We start from the raw sequence: 15,855 nt of genomic DNA on the forward strand, positions 1-15,855 counted from the left end.
GCATGGGACACGACGACCTTTACCGTGCCGGCATCGGCATGACCTCGCAGCGCACACGTGAGCGCCTGCTTGAGCGGTTATTTGAAGAAGGTATTCGTAATTTGCACGTGCTCGAAGCCATTCGCCGCACGCCTCGCCACCTTTTCGTCGATGAAGCACTGTCGCACCGGGCCTACGAAGACACAGCGCTGCCGATCGGCCACAACCAGACCCTGTCCCAGCCGTATATCGTCGCCCGCATGACCGAGCTGCTGCTCGGTGGCGGGCCGCTGGACAAGGTGATGGAGGTCGGCACCGGCTCCGGTTACCAGACTGCCATTCTGGCCAAGGTGGTTGAGCGGGTCTTCAGCGTTGAACGTATTCTGCCGCTGCAGGAACGTGCCAAGCGCGTGCTCCGAGACATCGACGTACGTAATGTGGTGTTTCGTCATGCGGATGGTAACTGGGGTTGGCCGCAATATGGCCCCTACGACGCCATCCTGGTCACCGCGGCGCCGGCCGAGATACCGCGTGAGCTGCTCGGTCAGCTGGCCGACGGTGGTCGCCTGGTCATTCCGGTTGGCGAGCACGAGCAGCATTTGATGCTGGTTGTTCGTCACGGCGACGAATTCACCTATCAGCAGGTCGAACCTGTGCGCTTCGTGCCGCTGCTGGCCGGCGCTATCCATTCCTGATTCTGTCTTTAAGGACGTCTGTGTGAAGGCATTTCTGTTGATCTTTCTCCGTGGTGTCGCCATGGGGGCGGCCGATGTTGTTCCGGGCGTCTCGGGCGGCACAATTGCCTTCATTTCCGGTATTTATGATCGCCTGCTGGCCGCGATTGCCGCCTGCACGCCAAACAAGCTGGTGTGGCTGTTGCGTGGCCGCTTTGCCGATACCTGGAGAGCCATCGACGGTGCCTTTCTACTCACGCTGCTGGCCGGTATTGTCTGCAGCATTGCTACCCTTGCCCGGCTGATAACCTACCTGCTGACGCATCACGGTTTGCTGGTCTGGTCGTTTTTCTTCGGTCTGATTCTGGTCTCGGTCTATCTGGTAGGGCGCGAGATCCCGCGCTGGAATCTGGCTGCCGTGATGGCTGCCGTGTTGGGTGCCCTGTTTGCCTATCTGATTACCGTGGCGTCGCCGCTGGCCTTGAGCCTGACACCGTTGAACGTGTTTTTGGGCGGATGCATCGCGATCTGCGCGATGATTTTACCTGGCATCTCCGGGAGCTTTATCTTGCTGCTGCTGGGGTTGTATACCGGTATTCTTCAGGCGGTAAAAAGTGCCGACTTTGCCCTGCTTGGGCTGTTTGCACTGGGCTGCATAACCGGGCTGCTGTGTTTTTCGCGGTTGCTATCCTGGCTGCTGAATCACCTGCGCAGTGTAACTCTGGCCTTCCTTACGGGCCTGTTGATCGGCTCGCTTAACAAGGTGTGGCCCTGGAAACAGACCCTGACCTGGCGGGTTGACAGTCATGGTGAACGGGTGCCGCTGCAGGAGCTGAATCTCTTGCCACAGCGCTATGCCGAGCTGACCGGAGAACCCTCTCTCTGGCAGGCCGGAATGGCATTGATGGTGCTCGGCGTGGTATTAGTGTTGCTATTGGAATGGTGGGGACGGCGCGCTGCAACCTGAGAGCAGGTGGCACGTGTGCATTGCGGGTGAGACTGAACGGGAGCCAACCAGGAATGGGGCTGTGTGTGCGTTACCGGCATGGGGCCGTTGGGTCGGCACAAGGTGTCGGCATCGTGTTTTTGGCGGCAATACTGGCCGCATGCGCCGGGCCTTCCGGCACCGTCCCTATTGACGACCGCGGTCGCGGTGGCACCCGTGCGCAGACAATAACTACCGGACATCACACCGTACAGCGCGGCGAGACGCTCTACCAGATTGCCTTTCGCTATGGCTGGGACTGGAAAGAGCTGGCCAGCGTCAATAACTTGCGCGCGCCTTATACCATTTACCCCGGTCAGCGCATCAGCCTCGGTCGAGCTTCGCGCTCGGCGGGCGCTACCATTGCCGCTGCACCGGTCACCCCCCGGCCCACGGCCGCCTCTGGGCCAGCACGCTCAGCCTCTGCTGCGGTACCAAGTGCACCGCCTGTGACGAGCACCTCCGCCGTCGAAAATTCTCGTAATACTTCTGTTGCCAATCGATCGCCGGCCTCTGCAGCGCGCCCCGCAGAGGCTGCCTCCGCTGCGGTCAGCGCCGCTGGCTGGAGCTGGCCGGCGCGGGGCCAGCTTTTGGCGCGGTTTCAGTCAAACGGCAGTTTGAATAAAGGGATTGATATTGCCGGGCAATTGGGTGAGCCTGTGAGAGCAGCATCCGACGGGGCCGTGGTTTATGCTGGCCGTGGCCTGATTGGATATGGCGACATGATCATCATCAAGCACGACGAAACCTATCTGAGCGCCTATGCGCACAATAGCCGTCTGCTGGTCAAGGAAGGCGATCAGGTCAAGGTTGGTCAGGTTATTGCCGAAATGGGCAGTAGTGGTACTGACCGGGTCAAGCTGCATTTCGAGATCCGGCGCAAGGGTCAACCTGTAGACCCGTTGGCGTATTTACCGAGAATTTGATGGTACTGTGTCGTCGGTGCTGACACAGGGTTGTCACTTTTGACAGGCAGTCTGCCGTGAGGTGAGAGCCCTGTTGCATTGCGACAGTCAGAAGGAAGCACTGCCCATCTTGGGGTGTGATTCGGTGGGTTGTGTCTTTTCCGCGTTTTACCGGAAGTGGGGCACGCATATGGCAGTAAAAAATAAGAAACAGCCAGAGCAGGTCAGATCGTTGGACAACGCGTCGCCAGACAGCGTCATCATGGATGATGGGGAGGGGAACGAAATGCCTGTGTCCGTAGACAGCAAGCGGGTTACGCCGCGCAATCATCGCCGCGAAAACGCGTTTGACTTCACCAAGCAACTGGATGCGACCCAGTTGTATCTCAACGAGATCGGTTTTTCCCCCCTGCTGACGCCCGAAGAGGAAGTACATTTTGCGCGCCTGGCGCAAAAGGGCGACCCTGCCGGACGAAAGCGCATGATCGAAAGCAACCTGCGGTTGGTTGTGAAGATTGCCCGGCGCTACGTCAACCGTGGGCTGACCCTGCTGGATCTGATCGAAGAGGGCAATCTGGGCCTGATCCGGGCGGTGGAAAAGTTCGACCCGGAGCGCGGCTTCCGCTTTTCAACCTACGCGACCTGGTGGATTCGTCAGACCATTGAGCGGGCGATCATGAATCAGACACGTACCATTCGTCTGCCGATTCATGTCGTCAAGGAACTGAATATCTATCTGCGCGCGGCCCGCGAGCTGACCCAGAAGCTCGATCACGAGCCCTCTCCGGAAGAAATAGCCCAGTTGCTGGACAAGCCGGTCGAAGACGTCAAGCGCATGCTTGGACTCAACGAGCGGGTTGCCTCGGTCGACATGTCACTGGGCCCCGATTCGGACAAGACACTGCTCGACACCCTGACCGATGAACAGGGCTCCGATCCGTGCGACTTGCTGCAGGATGATGACCTGAACGCCAGTATTGACCAGTGGCTGGGAGAGTTGACGGAAAAGCAGTGCGAAGTGGTTACGCGGCGCTTCGGTCTGCGTGGCCACGAAAGCAGTACTCTGGAAGAGGTCGGCCGCGAAATCGGCCTTACCCGCGAGCGGGTAAGACAGATTCAGGTCGAAGCGCTCAAACGCCTGCGCGACATTCTCGAACAGCACGGGCTGACCGGCGAGTCGCTGTTTCAGTAGAGGGTGCGGCCTGCCAATCGTTGTTCTGAAAGCCGCCTGCGTTCGCGCATGGCGGCTTTTTTTCAATCTCTTTATAGTGAGTTATTCGGATCCGTCGGGGGTCTGCACGAGCGCGTGGCCGTAACGCCAGTATTCGGCCGGGTGGGGCGCTCGACCGTCAAATCAGATGAGTGGAACAGGAGAGCAGGGAATGGAACTGACAACGGTCATTGTGTTGGTAGTGCTGGGCGTTGTGCTGCTCTACGCGATCATGCTCTACAACCAGTTGGTGAGCGTAAAGCATGCGGTCAGCCAAGCGTGGTCCAATATCGATGTTCTGCTGCGTCAGCGGCATGATGAGCTGCCCAAGCTGGTTGAAGCCTGCCGGCGCTACATGCAGCATGAGGCGCAAACGCTTGAGCGGGTCATTGCTGCGCGGGGTGCGGTTGCCTCTGCGCGCGCAGAGTCGGATGTGAAGGGCGTCGGACGGGCAGAAACGGCGCTGCGGGCGGGACTGGGGCAGCTGTTCGCGCTGGCCGAGAATTATCCCGATCTGAAGGCCAGCGAGTCGTTCCAGCATCTGCAGGAGCGTATTACCGGGCTGGAGAACGGGATTGCCGATCGCCGCGAACTGTACAACGCGGCGGTAAATATCAACAACGTGCGCATCGAGCAGTTTCCCGAGGTGCTGCTGGCGCGGCTGTTCGCGTTCAAACCGGCCACATTGCTGCAGTTCAGTGATGAAGAGAAGGCCGACGTGGATATCCGGACCCTGTTTTCATGATTGATGTGCACGGCGTACTGCTGCTGTCGCCGGTCAATTATTATCTTTTCGGTTCGCTTATCACGGCGGCGGCGCTTGTCTGTCTGTATGTCATGCTCAGTCGTCTGCGTCGTGCTCGCTGGCTCGAAGACACCCCGACGTCGAAGGTGCGCTCGGCCGCCCAGGGGCTGGTTGAGCTTCAGGGGCGGCTCGATGCGGGAGGTCACTCACTGCTGGTTTCACCGCTCGGGGGTGTTGATTGTCTCTGGTACCGCTTTCGTGTCGAGGAGTACCGCCGCAGTGGTAAGAACGACAATTGGCAGACGGTCGAGCAGGGCTGCTCCGAACGGCCCTTCCTGCTTTGCGACGATACCGGGAGCTGCTGGGTCATGCCCAAGGGCGCGGAAGTTCATCCGCGTCACCGGCGGCGCTGGGAGGGCTCTCAGCGCTGGCCTGCTGGCCAATCGGTCAAGACCGGCCTGCTGGCCAGCCTGATCGGCAAGCGCTATCGCTATACCGAAGAGTGGTTCGCGGAAGGTGAGGTGCTTTACGCACTGGGCTGGTTCGAGAGTCGTGGCGGTGGGCGCGACGAATTCGATCGCCAGGCGGCGGCGCGCCAGGTAATCAGTCGCTGGAAGGCGGACTATGACGATCTGCTGGCCCGCTTTGACCGTAACGCTGACGGCCAGCTGGACATGACGGAGTGGGATCGGGTCAGGCAGGCGGCTGATGTTGAGTCAGAGCGGCTCGCCCGACTGGAAGGGCAGCGCCCGCTGGTACACGCGCTGGGCAAGCCGAAGCGGCGCGGGCTGCCGTTTATTCTCTCGGATCACCATGAGCAGGACCTGAGTCGTCGCCTGCGTCGCCGCTCACTCTGGAGTCTGATCGGGTTGGTTATCACTGCACCACTGGCGTGCTGGTTCTGGATCGCCTGACGATCAGCTCAGCTCGGATCGACGCGCCTTGTTGCTGGCGCCCTCGTAAGCGTGCAGCCAATCGGTAAACGCGGTGGCGGACAGTGGGCGGCTGTAGTAATAGCCCTGACCCTCATTGCATCCCTGAGCGATGATGTAGGCCTCCTGCTCTGCCGACTCGACGCCTTCGGCAATGACCTGCATATTAAGGCTGCGACCCAGCTGGATGATGGCGCGAACGATGGTTGCGTCGTCTTCGTCAATCAGGACATCCTGAACGAAGCTACGGTCGATCTTGATCTTGTCCAGCGGCAGCCCGCGCAGGTAACTGAGCGAGGAGTAGCCGGTACCAAAATCGTCGATTGCAATCTGCACGCCGGCCTTTTTCAGGCTGTTGAGATGACCCGCGGCGGCTGAAATATCTTCCATCAGGCCGGTTTCGGTGACTTCCATCTCAAGGCAGCGGGGTGGCAGCTTGTAGCGCTGGATCAGGTTGGTCACGACGCGGGAGAGTTCGCTGTGGTGCAGTTGCACGGTAGACAGGTTGACCGCCATGCGCAGTTCGGTCATGCCGCTGTCGTGCCAGATACGCAGCTGGCGACAGGACTGGTCCAGAACCCATTCACCGATTTCAATGATGCTGCCGTTCTGCTCGGCCAGCGGTATGAACAGATCCGGTGGTACCAGTCCGCGCTCGGGGTGGTGCCAGCGCACAAGGGCCTCCACGCCAACCACGCGGTGATCATCAAAGGCTATCTGCGGTTGGTAGACGAGGTGGAATTCGTTGCGCTCCAGCGCTCCGCGCAGCTCCTTGTCGAGTTCCCGGCGTACGCGCATTTCGCTGTCGAGGCTGGCGATGTAGAACTGGTAGCGATTCCTCGAGCGCGCCTTGGCCAGCATCATTGTCTGTTCGGCCTTCTGCAGCAGCTTCTCTGCATTATCGCCGTCGTCCGGGAACAGGGTGATGCCGATTGTCGCTCGCAGGCTGACGGTGTGGTCACCAATCTCGAACGGTCGACCAAGGTCGTCGAGGATGGTTTGCGCCAGCTCGGCTGCCTCGTATGGCTCACTGACACCGGTTTGAACCAGGGCGAACTGGTCGCCTCCCAGTCGTGCCAGGCTGCCGAGCCGTCCGCTGTTGGCGCGCAGGCGGTCGGCAACGGTGACCAGTAGGCTATCGCCGGACTGGTAGCTGAACTGCTCGTTGATTTCCTTGAAGTCGTCCAGCCCGCAGCACAGCACGGCAACCCCCCGTTGGCGCCTGCCGGCGTCGCCGAGGATACGGCTGAGCTGCTCCTGCAGCATGCTGCGATTGGGCAGGCCGGTCAGGTGGTCATGCTGGGCCATGTGCAGCAGGTTCGCTTCGGCTTCGCGTCGGCGATTGCTGTTGCGTTCGATGGATTCCAGCAGTTCGTTGGCCTTGTTGATCCACAGGCCGAGTTCGTTCCTTTCCTGGCCTGGCAGCATCGGAATATGCATCTTGCCCGGATGGTCGGGGTTAATGTCACTGATCCGATCAATGATGCCCGCCAGTGGTTTGGTCAGCAGAAAGTGATAAAGCAGGTAGAGCGCCAGCGCCATCGCCACCGCTCGCAATATGCCGGATACAAGGATGACGAGGGAGCTTTGCAGGAAATCTTCGCCGTAGGGCGCGGTGTCCAGGACGATTCTCAGATCGCCGTAATACTCGTTGTAGGGCTCTCGGCCAAATAGAGCAACGCTGTAATGCTGCTCGACGCCGAATAGCCAGTCTGTAACGCTGCGTAGTGGACTTTCAATCAGTGGACGCTCGCGGCTGGCCAGCTGGGTTTCGTCCGGATGGCCAATGGAGGCAAAGCGTACGGCGGGGTGTTCGAACAGGCCACCTATGACCTGCAGTGCCATTTCCCGGTCCAGGCTGTAGACCGCCTGGGTTGCAGGGTCCTGGGACATGGCGAGGATCTGCTCGGCAGTCTGATCGATCTGCTGGCGTTCCTTGCGAAGGTCAAACGCAATCTGCCCCAGACTCAAAATCAAGCCGACCAGCAACGCCCAGAGCAATACAAGGCGAAGCAGCTTTATAGAGAGACTGTGCCGGCGCTCGAGCTTCAAGATATTGTTATTCCTTTCCTGATGAATTGCGCGGTTAAGTCATCATGCAGGCATTTCCCGCAGCAGCGCAAGACTCCCATAGGTACATTGTTAAGCGAACCTACGCCTGAGTATCGACAATCCTTTGGGTGAGGTCAAAGTGCGATCATGTTACCGATGCCTGAAAGCACAACACCCTGCCGGAGCAGGGTGTTGTGGTGACGCAGAATCAGTCAGGATCAGGCAGCGTAGTTTTTCGCTACGAAGTCCCAGTTGACCAGGTTCCAGAACGCTTCGACGTACTTCGGACGTGCATTGCGGTAATCGATGTAGTAAGCGTGTTCCCAGACGTCGCAGGTCAGCAGCGGGGTGTCGCCGCTGGTCAGCGGGCAGCCCGCGCCGATGGTGCTGGCCAGTGCCAGGGAGCCGTCAGCCTTCTTGACCAGCCAGCCCCAGCCGGAACCGAAGGTGCCGATAGATACCTTGCTGAACTCTTCCTTGAATGCTGCGAAAGAGCCGAACGCCTTGTTGATGGCTTCGGCCAGTTCGCCTGTCGGCTCACCGCCGCCGTTCGGGCTCAGGCAGTTCCAGTAGAAGGTGTGGTTCCAGATCTGCGCTGCGTTGTTGAAGACGCCGCCACTGGAAGTCTTGATGATCTCTTCCAGGCTCTTGCCTTCGTACTCGGTGCCCGGAACCATGTTGTTCAGGTTCACAACGTAGGTGTTGTGATGCTTGCCATGGTGGTAGTCCAGAGTCTCGGCAGAGATGTGCGGTTCCAGTGCATTCTTTTCGTAAGGGAGTGCGGGTAATTCAAAAGCCATGGTTTATCTCCATCGTCAGGTATCACGTTCCGGGAACGATCACGTCGTCCGTCTCGACATTCGGCCAGGGCTGGCTGGCAGCCTGTGGCGAGTTGTCTGCGCCTTCTTGCCGGTAGCTGCTGCTTGCTCCGCCGGGCGCTGCCCGTCTTGCGATCGGGAAGCCCCGATCATAGCACCTGAATGTGCCGCTATCCACGCACCTTCCATGTGGGTTTAGCCCTCCCAGAGGGTCTGCAGCGCGGGTTTTGCCAGTGACCAGGCGATAGCCAGCATCATTGCAGCAACTGCGAGGTCGATGCAGCGCCAGGTAATCGGTCGGTGAAGTACCGGAGCCAGGCGGGCCGAGCCCAGTGCCAGCAGGGTGAACCACAAGATGGATGCGCTGGCCGCGCCGAGGGCGAAAACCAGGGGGAGGCTGTGCTGTGCCGCCAGGCTGCCAATCAGCACCATGGTGTCAAGATAGACATGGGGATTGAGCAGAGTGACCGCCAGGGTTGAGAGCAGCACGGCACGACGTGATCGCGAGGGTGCGCCCATCGCTTCCAGACCCCGTGGGGTCAGTGCGCGCAACAACGCTTGCAGGGCGTAGACGGTCAGGAAGGCCACGCCGCCCCAGCGAGTGATCTCCATTGCCAGCGGATGGGCCTGCAGCAGCGCGGCAAGGCCGAAGGTGCCGGCGAGAATCAGGATGGCATCGCAGGTCATACAGATCAGCGCGACGCTGACGTGATGTTCCCGGCGCAGGCCCTGGGCAAGGACAAAGGCATTCTGTGCGCCGATGGCCATGATCAGGCCGGCGGCAGCGATCATTCCGCTGAAGTAACTGTAGAACAGGGTGGGCATTTTGGGGCTCCGGCTGATAACGGCGCCAGTGTGCAGTAGATTGCGTTATTAGAAAAAACAATAATGCTGATGTCACATTAGGAAAGATGATCATGCTGGATTACAAGCTTCTGGCCGCATTGGCCGCGGTGGTAGAGCAGGGCGGCTTCGAACGGGCAGCCGGTGTGTTGGGGCTATCCCAATCGGCGATCTCGCAGCGCATCAAGCTGCTGGAGGCACGCTTGGGCGCTCCGGTGCTGGTCCGTGCAAATCCGCCCCAGGCAACCGCAGCGGGTCAGCGGTTGCTTAACCATGTCCAGCAGGTCAGGCTGCTGGAGCGCGATCTGCGCCATGACCTGCCGCAGATCTCCAGCGACGCCGGCCGCACCCGGCTGAGAGTGGCCCTGAATGCGGACAGCCTCGCGACCTGGTGGGCTGGCGCGGTTGCACCCTGGTGCGAGCGTGAGAGGGTGCTGCTGGACCTGCAGCTGGAGGATCAAGACGTAGGGCTAAGACGAATGCGCAGTGGCGAGGTGGCTGCCTGTCTGTGCGCGGTTGAGCAGCCGGTTGCCGGTGCCCGCAGCTTGCTGTTGGGCGAGATGCATTATCTGGCGGTAGCGAGCCCCGGTTTTATTCGGCGCCACTTCCCCGATGGGCTCTCGCAGGCCGACGTGCGCAGTGTTCCCGCTGTGGTGTTCGGCCCGGATGATCAGTTGCAACATCGGTTTGTCAGGCAGTTGGGTGTTGATGGTGAGTTTGAGTATCACCTGTGTCCTTCGTCCGAGGGCTTTGTCCGTATGCTTGAGGCGGGTATTGGTTGGGGTATGGTGCCTGCACTGCAGATTGGCGACGCGCTGCGTGCGGGGCGGTTGCAGCAGCTATCGCCGGGCTGGTCGCAGCCTGTGCCGCTCTACTGGCACTACTGGCGAAGCGGCGGGCAGCTGCTTGAGGGGCTGACCGCAGAGTTGGCCCGCCGGGCGCCGGCCTTGCTGGCGCCCGGGGTATCACACTAGTCGGGCTACTCGATGTGCATTGGGCCGGAACCAGGCAGGTTCTCGATACACTCCGGACCCAGCAGCCGGGACGGTGTGTAGTAGCCCGGAGCCGGCTGGTTTTCCAGCAGAAAACCAACTGCGTAAAGGGCTCCCTCGACTGTCACATCATAGGCGTTGGCCGTTTCGATGCGGGCAACTACCTTTTTACCGGCGCGGTTTTGCGCTTCGCCCCAGACATAACAGCGAGCGGCTTCGCGCTGCTGATGATCGGGCCCCTGGATGCGACGACCAACCAGATATTTCAGCAGTGCCTGTACCGGTGCCAGGCCAAGCAGCGCACGGAACCGGTCCAGGCGGCGCAGACGGGCGGCGGCGCTCGGCGCCATCGGGATAAACACTTCGATATCGTCTATGCCGGTGGTGAACCAGGCGGTGGCAATATCACCCCAGGGAATGGTGACCGCATGTTTTGTCCCGTTGCCAAAATCGATTTCACGGCTTTGATACGCCAACGGAACGGTTTGAATGCGATCATCCTTGCGGACCCGGCCGCCGTATTTCAGCCCTTCCACCGAGGTTCTGGCAGTGCCGGGCGACAGCGAGCTGTGGGTGTCAAAACCCAGAGCCAGGCGGTCTGCATCATGCAGTGCGAGTTTCAGCCTGGCGGCGATGCAGTCGGTCGGGATGACATCGAACCCGACGCCGGGGCAGAGGACAATGCCCGCCTGCTCTGCGTCGGCCTGGCGCTGCTGGGCGGCGACGAACACATCGATTTCGCCGGTAATGTCGAGGTAATGACAGCCAGCCGCCAGACAAGCGTCGATCATCGGGCCACTGGTAGCGGAAAACGGGCCGGCACAATGCAGTACGACCTGAATGTCCTGCAGGCCTTCACAGATCTGCTGCGGACGATTGAGATCGAAGCAGCGGAAGGGCAGATTCAGTTCATTTGCCAACGCACTGATGGTCTGGCGATTGCGTCCGGCCAGTATGGGGCGCAGGCCACGTTGCGCAGCGGCTCTGGCCAGTAGTTGGCCGGTGTAGCCGTTGGCGCCGTAGATCATCCATTGCTGCATGCGCGTGCTCCTGTCTGAAAAGGAGCTCTCAGAGTAATGACTTGAGTCGGCGCGCGCCAGCGCGGGCCCGGTTGGCGTCAGCTGCGAATGACCTGCCCGCGATAAATACGAACGCTGCCGCTCGGCGCCTCAGCGTGCTCCGACTCGGCCTCCAGGCGGGCTCTGTTTTCCTGTCGATGCTGGAATTGACGGGACGCAATTGCGCCCTGTGCCAGTGGCGATTGCGCCTGATCATCCTGGCCCGGCCTGATCATGTCCGCCAGGCGGGTGCCGAGTTCGCGAATCTCGGCCGAGCTGCTGTCCCGGCTTAATCCGATCATGCTCTCGACGGCGTCCGGATCGCCCAGGCGGATGGTTACGCCCAGAGTGCGTTTGAGCTGTCGGCGCAGTGCTGTCATGCAATCCAGGGTGGCGCGGTTGAACTGTGCTTCGGCAATCATGCTCATACCCCCTTAGGTGATTGGCGATAAAAGGTGTTATAGCCAAGTCGAATTTCCGCAAGCAGAATACGTACCAATATGCGTTGGGTCGCGGATAGCAGCCGTTTGACGCAGGTCAAAGCATCGCCACGGCAGCGATCGGCTCTGTTTTGCGGTCTGTGGTGCGGCCTGCTGGTGCATCCTTGCACTGCTCTGGCGCAGGGGTTTCAGGGTTTGATTGCCGAGAGTTTGATTGCTGAGAGGTTGAGATGAAGGAACCGGAGTTGGGTGAACTGCCGAGCATCAGTGCTACTCGTGACAGTCGGTCGGATGGCCGGGGAGGACTGCCGCCGCATGTGGACGGGTTGCGAGCAGAGCCGTCGGCACCGGTCGCGGCGGCTGGCAGCGGGCCGCTCTGGGCATTGTGTGGCGCGCTCTTTCTGGCATTGCTGGGCTTGGGCTACTGGACCCATCAGCAGCAAAGCCAGCTGAGTCAGCAACTGGTTGCAACCCAGAACAGTTTTGCCCGCATCAGTGAAGAAGCCTCCGGGCGCATTCAGGACATCACCGGAAAGGTGTCGGCGACCGAGGACTCCCTCGGTGCTGCCGAGCAGGATCGCAAGGCGCAGCTGGTTCGTATTGAGGACATGCTGCAGGCGGTACGCAAGGAGCAGGGTGAGCACAGGCAGCAACTGGCATCACTGCAGCAGGCCGACCAGCGCAGCTCAGAGCGGGCAACGACCCAGCAGGCGGCGATTACGGCGCTGCAGGCCAGCTCCGCGGCGTTGCAGGAGCAGGGCAAGGAGCGGTCCGACAGCCTGGCAGCACTGCAACAGCGCTTTGCCGAGACCGACCAGGCGCTGGAACAGATGCAAACCCAGCTCGGGACCTTATCGGTGGTTCAACTGCAACTGGGTCAGCAGGCCGAGCAGCTGGATGAACTCAAGCAAGGGTTGGCCGCACTGCAGAACAAGGGCAACGACGAGGCGGTGGAACAGGCGGTGCTGGCGATGCGAGCGGAGCTGGATCGACGCTTGGCCGCCAATGATCAGGCGCTGCAGGCAATCGACAGTTTCAGGCTGCAGACCAATCGCAGTCTGACGACGTTGCAGACGCAGGTCGCCGCACTGCACGCTCAGGTGGAAGGCAACTGATGAATTTCCTCGCGCACTTGCTGCTGGGCTCGCAGTCGCCGGAACAGGCGCTGGGCAGCATGCTGGGCGACTTTGTAAAAGGACCGGTCCACCGGCTCGAACTGCCGGAACCGGTGCGCGAGGGTATTGTTCTGCACCGGCGGATCGACAGCTTTACCGACGCCCATCCGCTGGTGCTGCAAAGCAAGGCCAGAGTAAGCAGCCGGCGTCGGCGTTTCGCCGGGATTCTGGTTGACATGTTCTACGATCATTTGCTGGCGCGGCACTGGTCGCGCTTTGCTGACCGGCAGCTCGAAGACTTCACCCGGGATGTCTATCGGCAGCTTCTGGCGCAGCGCGAATGGATGCCTGAGCGGGCCTGGACGGTGGTGCACTACATGAGCGAGCAGGACTGGTTGAGCAGCTATGCCGAGCTGACCCACCTGCACCGGGCGGTAGACAACATGGCGCGGCGGCTGCGGCGCGAGAACCCGTTGCCGGGCGGGGTGGCTGAGCTGGAAGCGGCCTATGAGGCCTTTGAGGCCGACTTTCTCGCATTCATGCCCGAGCTGCAGCGCTACGCCGAGGGTCAGGCTGCCGCCTTGACCTCGGCTGATTCCTCCTCGACCCTGCCGTCCTCCAGTCCCAACGCCTGACAGACCGAGGCGTGTGCACTGCGCGCCAGCTGGTTACGGTTCAGTCGGGTGCTGTCGAGTATCGGCAAGAACCGAACGTCGACCTCGATATCCTTCGACCCAAGCAGGCGCCACAGGTGCTGCGAGAATTCATCGTCGTTGATGAACGGAGCAGTTGAGTCACGTTCACCCGCGTAGCGGTAGGCAACAGCCACTGGCTGGGTCGGCACCTGCGCCTCGATGGCGGCTGACAGCAGGCGGCCATGGAAGGTGCGCACCCTGTCGCCAGCGGTAGTGGTGCCTTCTGCAAAAATCACCAGGCTGCGCTGAGCTGCCAACGCACTGGTCAACTGATCCTGAACGGTGCTGGACGTACCCTGACCACGCTGGATAAAACAGGTGCCGGCGGCGCCCGCCAGCCAGCCGATCACCGGCCAGTCACGTACTTCCGCCTTGGACAGAAAGTGCACCGGCGCCTGCGCGCCGAGCACCACGATATCCAGCCATGACACATGATTGCTGACCCACAGGGTGGTGCCTGAAACCGGTGCGCTGGTAACGCGAACCTGCAACGGCAGAATGCGGATCAGGTTGCGCATCCACCAGCGGGTGAGCTTCTGGCGCTGACGGTCCACCCTGGCGGGTTGCAGCTGTTGCATGAGCTGAACCCAGCAGACCAGCAGCAGGCCACAGGCAATCCAGCCAATCACTGCCATCAGGCGGATGACCCGGCGGGGCGTGCTTACCGAGCGGCCAGGCATGCTCAGCTCGCCTTGAAGTGGCGCGCGTAGCGCGGGCAGAGCTGTTCGCGGCGCAGCAGAATAAAGACGTCGGCGCAGTTGAACTCCGGATCCCAGCAGGGTTCACCGCAGATTTTGGCACCCAGACGCATGTAGGCCTTCAGCAGCGGCGGCAGCTGGGCGGTGACGTTATCGGGCAGGCTGCGCTCCGGTAGCGGCAAGCGCGGAATCGCGTTCAGATGCTCGCGGCACAGGTAGCGGTTGCGCAGGCGTTGCATGATCGCGTGAGCCTGCACGCCGCCGTCATGCATTTCGATGCTGGCGCACCCCATCAGGTAGCTGTAGCGTCGCTCATTCATCAGTTGGGCAAGGCCAGACCAGAGAACCGAAATGGTTGCACCGTTGCGGTAGTCGGCGTGCACGCACGTACGACCGATTTCCATGACGTCGCCGCGCAAATCGCCCAGGCCAACCAGCTGAAACTCGCTTTCGCTGTAGAAACCGCCGGCACTGCGGGCGCGCTCGCTGTCGAGGATACGGGTGGTCGCTACCACTTCTCCGCTGCGCTGGTCGCGGACGATCAGGTGTTCGCAGTGCAGATCGTAGCGATCCTGATCGAGTCCCTGCTCGGCGCCGTGCAGACGGGCTCCGCATTCTTCGCCGAAGACGCGGTAGCGCAGGGCTTGGGCGGCGCGCAGACTGTCCGGGGTGGCGGCCAGTTCGACCGTCAGACAGCGGTTGGCTGATTCTTCAAAGGCAAGGGCTGCATCTGTCATGGACACCTCCGTCCGGGCATCTTCAGTGATGTTCAGGCTGAGGCTATGGCGTGGCAGTGTCAGGCTGGTGACGGTGCGATGACGTTACTGTGACGTCTTTATCCCTTGATGCAGGTCACTGGCGCTCAGGTTCTGGGCGTATACACTCCTGAGACTCTCTTTCCACTGCAGGTTAAGGTGATTGTCTATGGCGAGTCCGCCCCGAGTATTGTTCGACAATGGTTCGCACCAGGTGCTCTGCTTCGATCAACTGGTGACGGGTGATGGCGTGCAGTCGAACCAGTTTCTGATCATTGATCATGATCAGCATGCACTGCTCGATCCGGGCGGTGACCTCACCTACACACCGTTGTCGATGGCGGTCAGCCGCTATATCCCGTTGCGCGAGCTGACCTATGTGTTTGCCTCGCACCAGGACCCGGACATCATTGCATCGCTGGACAAGTGGTTCCTGCATACCAACTGCCGGGTGGTCTGCTCGAAACTGTGGGCGCGTTTTCTGCCGCACCTGAGTGCGGGTTTTTTGACCAAGCACACGGGCATGACCACCACCGAACGCATGATCGCTGTGCCCGATCGCGGGATGGATGTGCCGCTGGGACAAACGGTGCTCAAGGTATTGCCGGCGCATTTTCTGCACTCGGTCGGCAATTTGCACTTTTATGACCCGATCAGCGGCATTCTGTTTTCCGGTGATATGGGGGCATCGATGGTCGATGATGCGGAACCTGTGACCGACTTTGCGACTCACAAGAGCACGATGGAGGGGTTTCATCGGCGTTACATGGCGGGCAACAAGGCCTGCCGTCTGTGGGCCAACATGGTCAGGCAACTGAAGCCGAAGATGATCGTGCCGCAGCATGGACGTCCGTTTGCCGACCCGGATACCATTTCGGCGTTCCTCGACTGGATCAGTAACCTGGAATGCGGCCTCGATCTGTTGACGCAGGAGGACTACCGCATTCCCTCATAAGACA

At 60.7% G+C, this 15,855-nt stretch carries 17 protein-coding genes; 10 read left to right on the top strand and 7 right to left on the bottom strand.

The window, feature by feature from the left end; genetic code table 11:
• Positions 1-2 precede the first annotated feature (2 nt).
• From O5O48_RS10910 to O5O48_RS10935, 6 genes are all read left to right on the top strand, one after another.
• Positions 3-674: a protein-L-isoaspartate(D-aspartate) O-methyltransferase gene (locus tag O5O48_RS10910; protein ID WP_228247678.1), complete on the top strand. Its 672-nt coding sequence runs from the start codon at positions 3-5 to the stop codon at positions 672-674.
• A gap of 22 nt (positions 675-696) precedes the next feature.
• Positions 697-1,620: a DUF368 domain-containing protein gene (locus O5O48_RS10915; RefSeq protein WP_228247677.1), complete on the top strand. Its 924-nt coding sequence runs from the start codon at positions 697-699 to the stop codon at positions 1,618-1,620.
• A 65-nt stretch (positions 1,621-1,685) separates the two neighbouring features.
• Complete coding sequence (locus O5O48_RS10920) at positions 1,686-2,564, top strand: peptidoglycan DD-metalloendopeptidase family protein (RefSeq protein ID WP_269687008.1); 879 nt, start codon at positions 1,686-1,688, stop codon at positions 2,562-2,564.
• A 241-nt stretch (positions 2,565-2,805) separates the two neighbouring features.
• Positions 2,806-3,735, top strand: a complete 930-nt coding sequence (gene rpoS, locus O5O48_RS10925) for an RNA polymerase sigma factor RpoS (protein WP_235005721.1) — start codon at positions 2,806-2,808, stop codon at positions 3,733-3,735.
• A gap of 190 nt (positions 3,736-3,925) precedes the next feature.
• Positions 3,926-4,498, top strand: a complete 573-nt coding sequence (locus O5O48_RS10930) for a LemA family protein (RefSeq protein ID WP_228247675.1) — start codon at positions 3,926-3,928, stop codon at positions 4,496-4,498.
• A complete protein-coding gene (locus tag O5O48_RS10935; RefSeq protein WP_269687009.1) occupies positions 4,495-5,412 on the top strand; it encodes a GIDE domain-containing protein in 918 nt (305 codons plus the stop codon). Before O5O48_RS10930 ends, O5O48_RS10935 begins: the two co-directional genes overlap by 4 nt.
• 3 nt (positions 5,413-5,415) lie before the next feature.
• Here O5O48_RS10935 and O5O48_RS10940 read toward each other — a convergent pair whose 3' ends face one another.
• The 3 genes from O5O48_RS10940 to O5O48_RS10950 form a co-directional block, all read right to left on the bottom strand.
• Positions 5,416-7,482, bottom strand: a complete 2,067-nt coding sequence (locus O5O48_RS10940) for a putative bifunctional diguanylate cyclase/phosphodiesterase (RefSeq protein ID WP_088273612.1) — start codon at positions 7,480-7,482, stop codon at positions 5,416-5,418.
• Between the two features lie 218 nt (positions 7,483-7,700).
• Entirely contained in the window at positions 7,701-8,282 is a 582-nt protein-coding gene (sodB, locus tag O5O48_RS10945; RefSeq protein WP_088273613.1) for a superoxide dismutase [Fe], read from the bottom strand.
• 213 nt (positions 8,283-8,495) lie between these two features.
• Positions 8,496-9,116: a LysE/ArgO family amino acid transporter gene (locus tag O5O48_RS10950; protein ID WP_228247682.1), complete on the bottom strand. Its 621-nt coding sequence runs from the start codon at positions 9,114-9,116 to the stop codon at positions 8,496-8,498.
• Between the two features lie 101 nt (positions 9,117-9,217).
• On the opposite strand from O5O48_RS10950, the gene O5O48_RS10955 reads away from it, so the two are divergent.
• Positions 9,218-10,117: a LysR family transcriptional regulator ArgP gene (locus tag O5O48_RS10955; protein ID WP_269687010.1), complete on the top strand. Its 900-nt coding sequence runs from the start codon at positions 9,218-9,220 to the stop codon at positions 10,115-10,117.
• A 5-nt stretch (positions 10,118-10,122) separates the two neighbouring features.
• Here the strand turns inward: O5O48_RS10955 and O5O48_RS10960 are convergent, their stop codons facing one another.
• Both O5O48_RS10960 and O5O48_RS10965 read right to left on the bottom strand, forming a co-directional pair.
• On the bottom strand, positions 10,123-11,175 hold the full coding sequence (locus O5O48_RS10960; protein WP_233048239.1) for a saccharopine dehydrogenase family protein: 1,053 nt from the start codon (positions 11,173-11,175) through the stop codon (positions 10,123-10,125).
• A 77-nt stretch (positions 11,176-11,252) separates the two neighbouring features.
• Positions 11,253-11,615 (bottom strand): hypothetical protein, encoded by a 363-nt coding sequence (locus O5O48_RS10965; RefSeq protein WP_233048238.1) that lies wholly within the window; start codon positions 11,613-11,615, stop codon positions 11,253-11,255.
• A 248-nt stretch (positions 11,616-11,863) separates the two neighbouring features.
• Here O5O48_RS10965 and O5O48_RS10970 point away from each other — a divergent pair, with 248 nt between their 5' ends.
• Both O5O48_RS10970 and O5O48_RS10975 read left to right on the top strand, forming a co-directional pair.
• On the top strand, positions 11,864-12,748 hold the full coding sequence (locus O5O48_RS10970; protein WP_269687011.1) for an ATPase: 885 nt from the start codon (positions 11,864-11,866) through the stop codon (positions 12,746-12,748).
• The gene (locus O5O48_RS10975) at positions 12,748-13,383 is read left to right on the top strand and encodes an acyl carrier protein phosphodiesterase (RefSeq protein ID WP_269687012.1); all 636 of its coding nucleotides are present in this window, start codon (positions 12,748-12,750) and stop codon (positions 13,381-13,383) included. The genes O5O48_RS10970 and O5O48_RS10975 overlap by 1 nt, the downstream gene beginning before the upstream one ends.
• On the opposite strand, the gene O5O48_RS10980 is transcribed toward O5O48_RS10975, so the two are convergent.
• Complete coding sequence (locus O5O48_RS10980) at positions 13,317-14,123, bottom strand: lysophospholipid acyltransferase family protein (protein WP_269687013.1); 807 nt, start codon at positions 14,121-14,123, stop codon at positions 13,317-13,319. The genes O5O48_RS10975 and O5O48_RS10980 overlap by 67 nt on opposite strands.
• Positions 14,124-14,125: 2 nt before the next feature.
• The gene (locus O5O48_RS10985; RefSeq protein WP_269687014.1) at positions 14,126-14,878 is read right to left on the bottom strand and encodes a GNAT family N-acetyltransferase; all 753 of its coding nucleotides are present in this window, start codon (positions 14,876-14,878) and stop codon (positions 14,126-14,128) included.
• A gap of 187 nt (positions 14,879-15,065) precedes the next feature.
• On the opposite strand from O5O48_RS10985, the gene O5O48_RS10990 reads away from it, so the two are divergent.
• A complete protein-coding gene (locus tag O5O48_RS10990; RefSeq protein ID WP_088273621.1) occupies positions 15,066-15,851 on the top strand; it encodes an MBL fold metallo-hydrolase in 786 nt (261 codons plus the stop codon).
• The last annotated feature ends 4 nt before the right edge of the window (positions 15,852-15,855 follow it).

Source organism: Halopseudomonas sp. MFKK-1 (assembly GCF_027474385.1).
Taxonomy (GTDB): Bacteria; Pseudomonadota; Gammaproteobacteria; order Pseudomonadales; family Pseudomonadaceae; genus Halopseudomonas; species Halopseudomonas aestusnigri.

What these genes read in the sequence shown, in the direction of transcription:
- O5O48_RS10910 (WP_228247678.1), top strand. Translation starts at nt 3, where the DNA reads ATGGGACACGACGACCTTTACCGTGCCGGCATCGGCATGACCTCGCAG.
- rpoS (WP_235005721.1), top strand. Translation starts at nt 2,806, where the DNA reads ATGGATGATGGGGAGGGGAACGAAATGCCTGTGTCCGTAGACAGCAAG.
- O5O48_RS10930 (WP_228247675.1), top strand. Translation starts at nt 3,926, where the DNA reads ATGGAACTGACAACGGTCATTGTGTTGGTAGTGCTGGGCGTTGTGCTG.
- O5O48_RS10935 (WP_269687009.1), top strand. Translation starts at nt 4,495, where the DNA reads ATGATTGATGTGCACGGCGTACTGCTGCTGTCGCCGGTCAATTATTAT.
- sodB (WP_088273613.1), bottom strand. Translation starts at nt 8,282, where the DNA reads ATGGCTTTTGAATTACCCGCACTCCCTTACGAAAAGAATGCACTGGAA.
- O5O48_RS10955 (WP_269687010.1), top strand. Translation starts at nt 9,218, where the DNA reads ATGCTGGATTACAAGCTTCTGGCCGCATTGGCCGCGGTGGTAGAGCAG.
- O5O48_RS10960 (WP_233048239.1), bottom strand. Translation starts at nt 11,175, where the DNA reads ATGCAGCAATGGATGATCTACGGCGCCAACGGCTACACCGGCCAACTA.
- O5O48_RS10965 (WP_233048238.1), bottom strand. Translation starts at nt 11,615, where the DNA reads ATGATTGCCGAAGCACAGTTCAACCGCGCCACCCTGGATTGCATGACA.
- O5O48_RS10970 (WP_269687011.1), top strand. Translation starts at nt 11,864, where the DNA reads ATGAAGGAACCGGAGTTGGGTGAACTGCCGAGCATCAGTGCTACTCGT.
- O5O48_RS10975 (WP_269687012.1), top strand. Translation starts at nt 12,748, where the DNA reads ATGAATTTCCTCGCGCACTTGCTGCTGGGCTCGCAGTCGCCGGAACAG.
- O5O48_RS10980 (WP_269687013.1), bottom strand. Translation starts at nt 14,123, where the DNA reads ATGCCTGGCCGCTCGGTAAGCACGCCCCGCCGGGTCATCCGCCTGATG.
- O5O48_RS10985 (WP_269687014.1), bottom strand. Translation starts at nt 14,878, where the DNA reads ATGACAGATGCAGCCCTTGCCTTTGAAGAATCAGCCAACCGCTGTCTG.
- O5O48_RS10990 (WP_088273621.1), top strand. Translation starts at nt 15,066, where the DNA reads ATGGCGAGTCCGCCCCGAGTATTGTTCGACAATGGTTCGCACCAGGTG.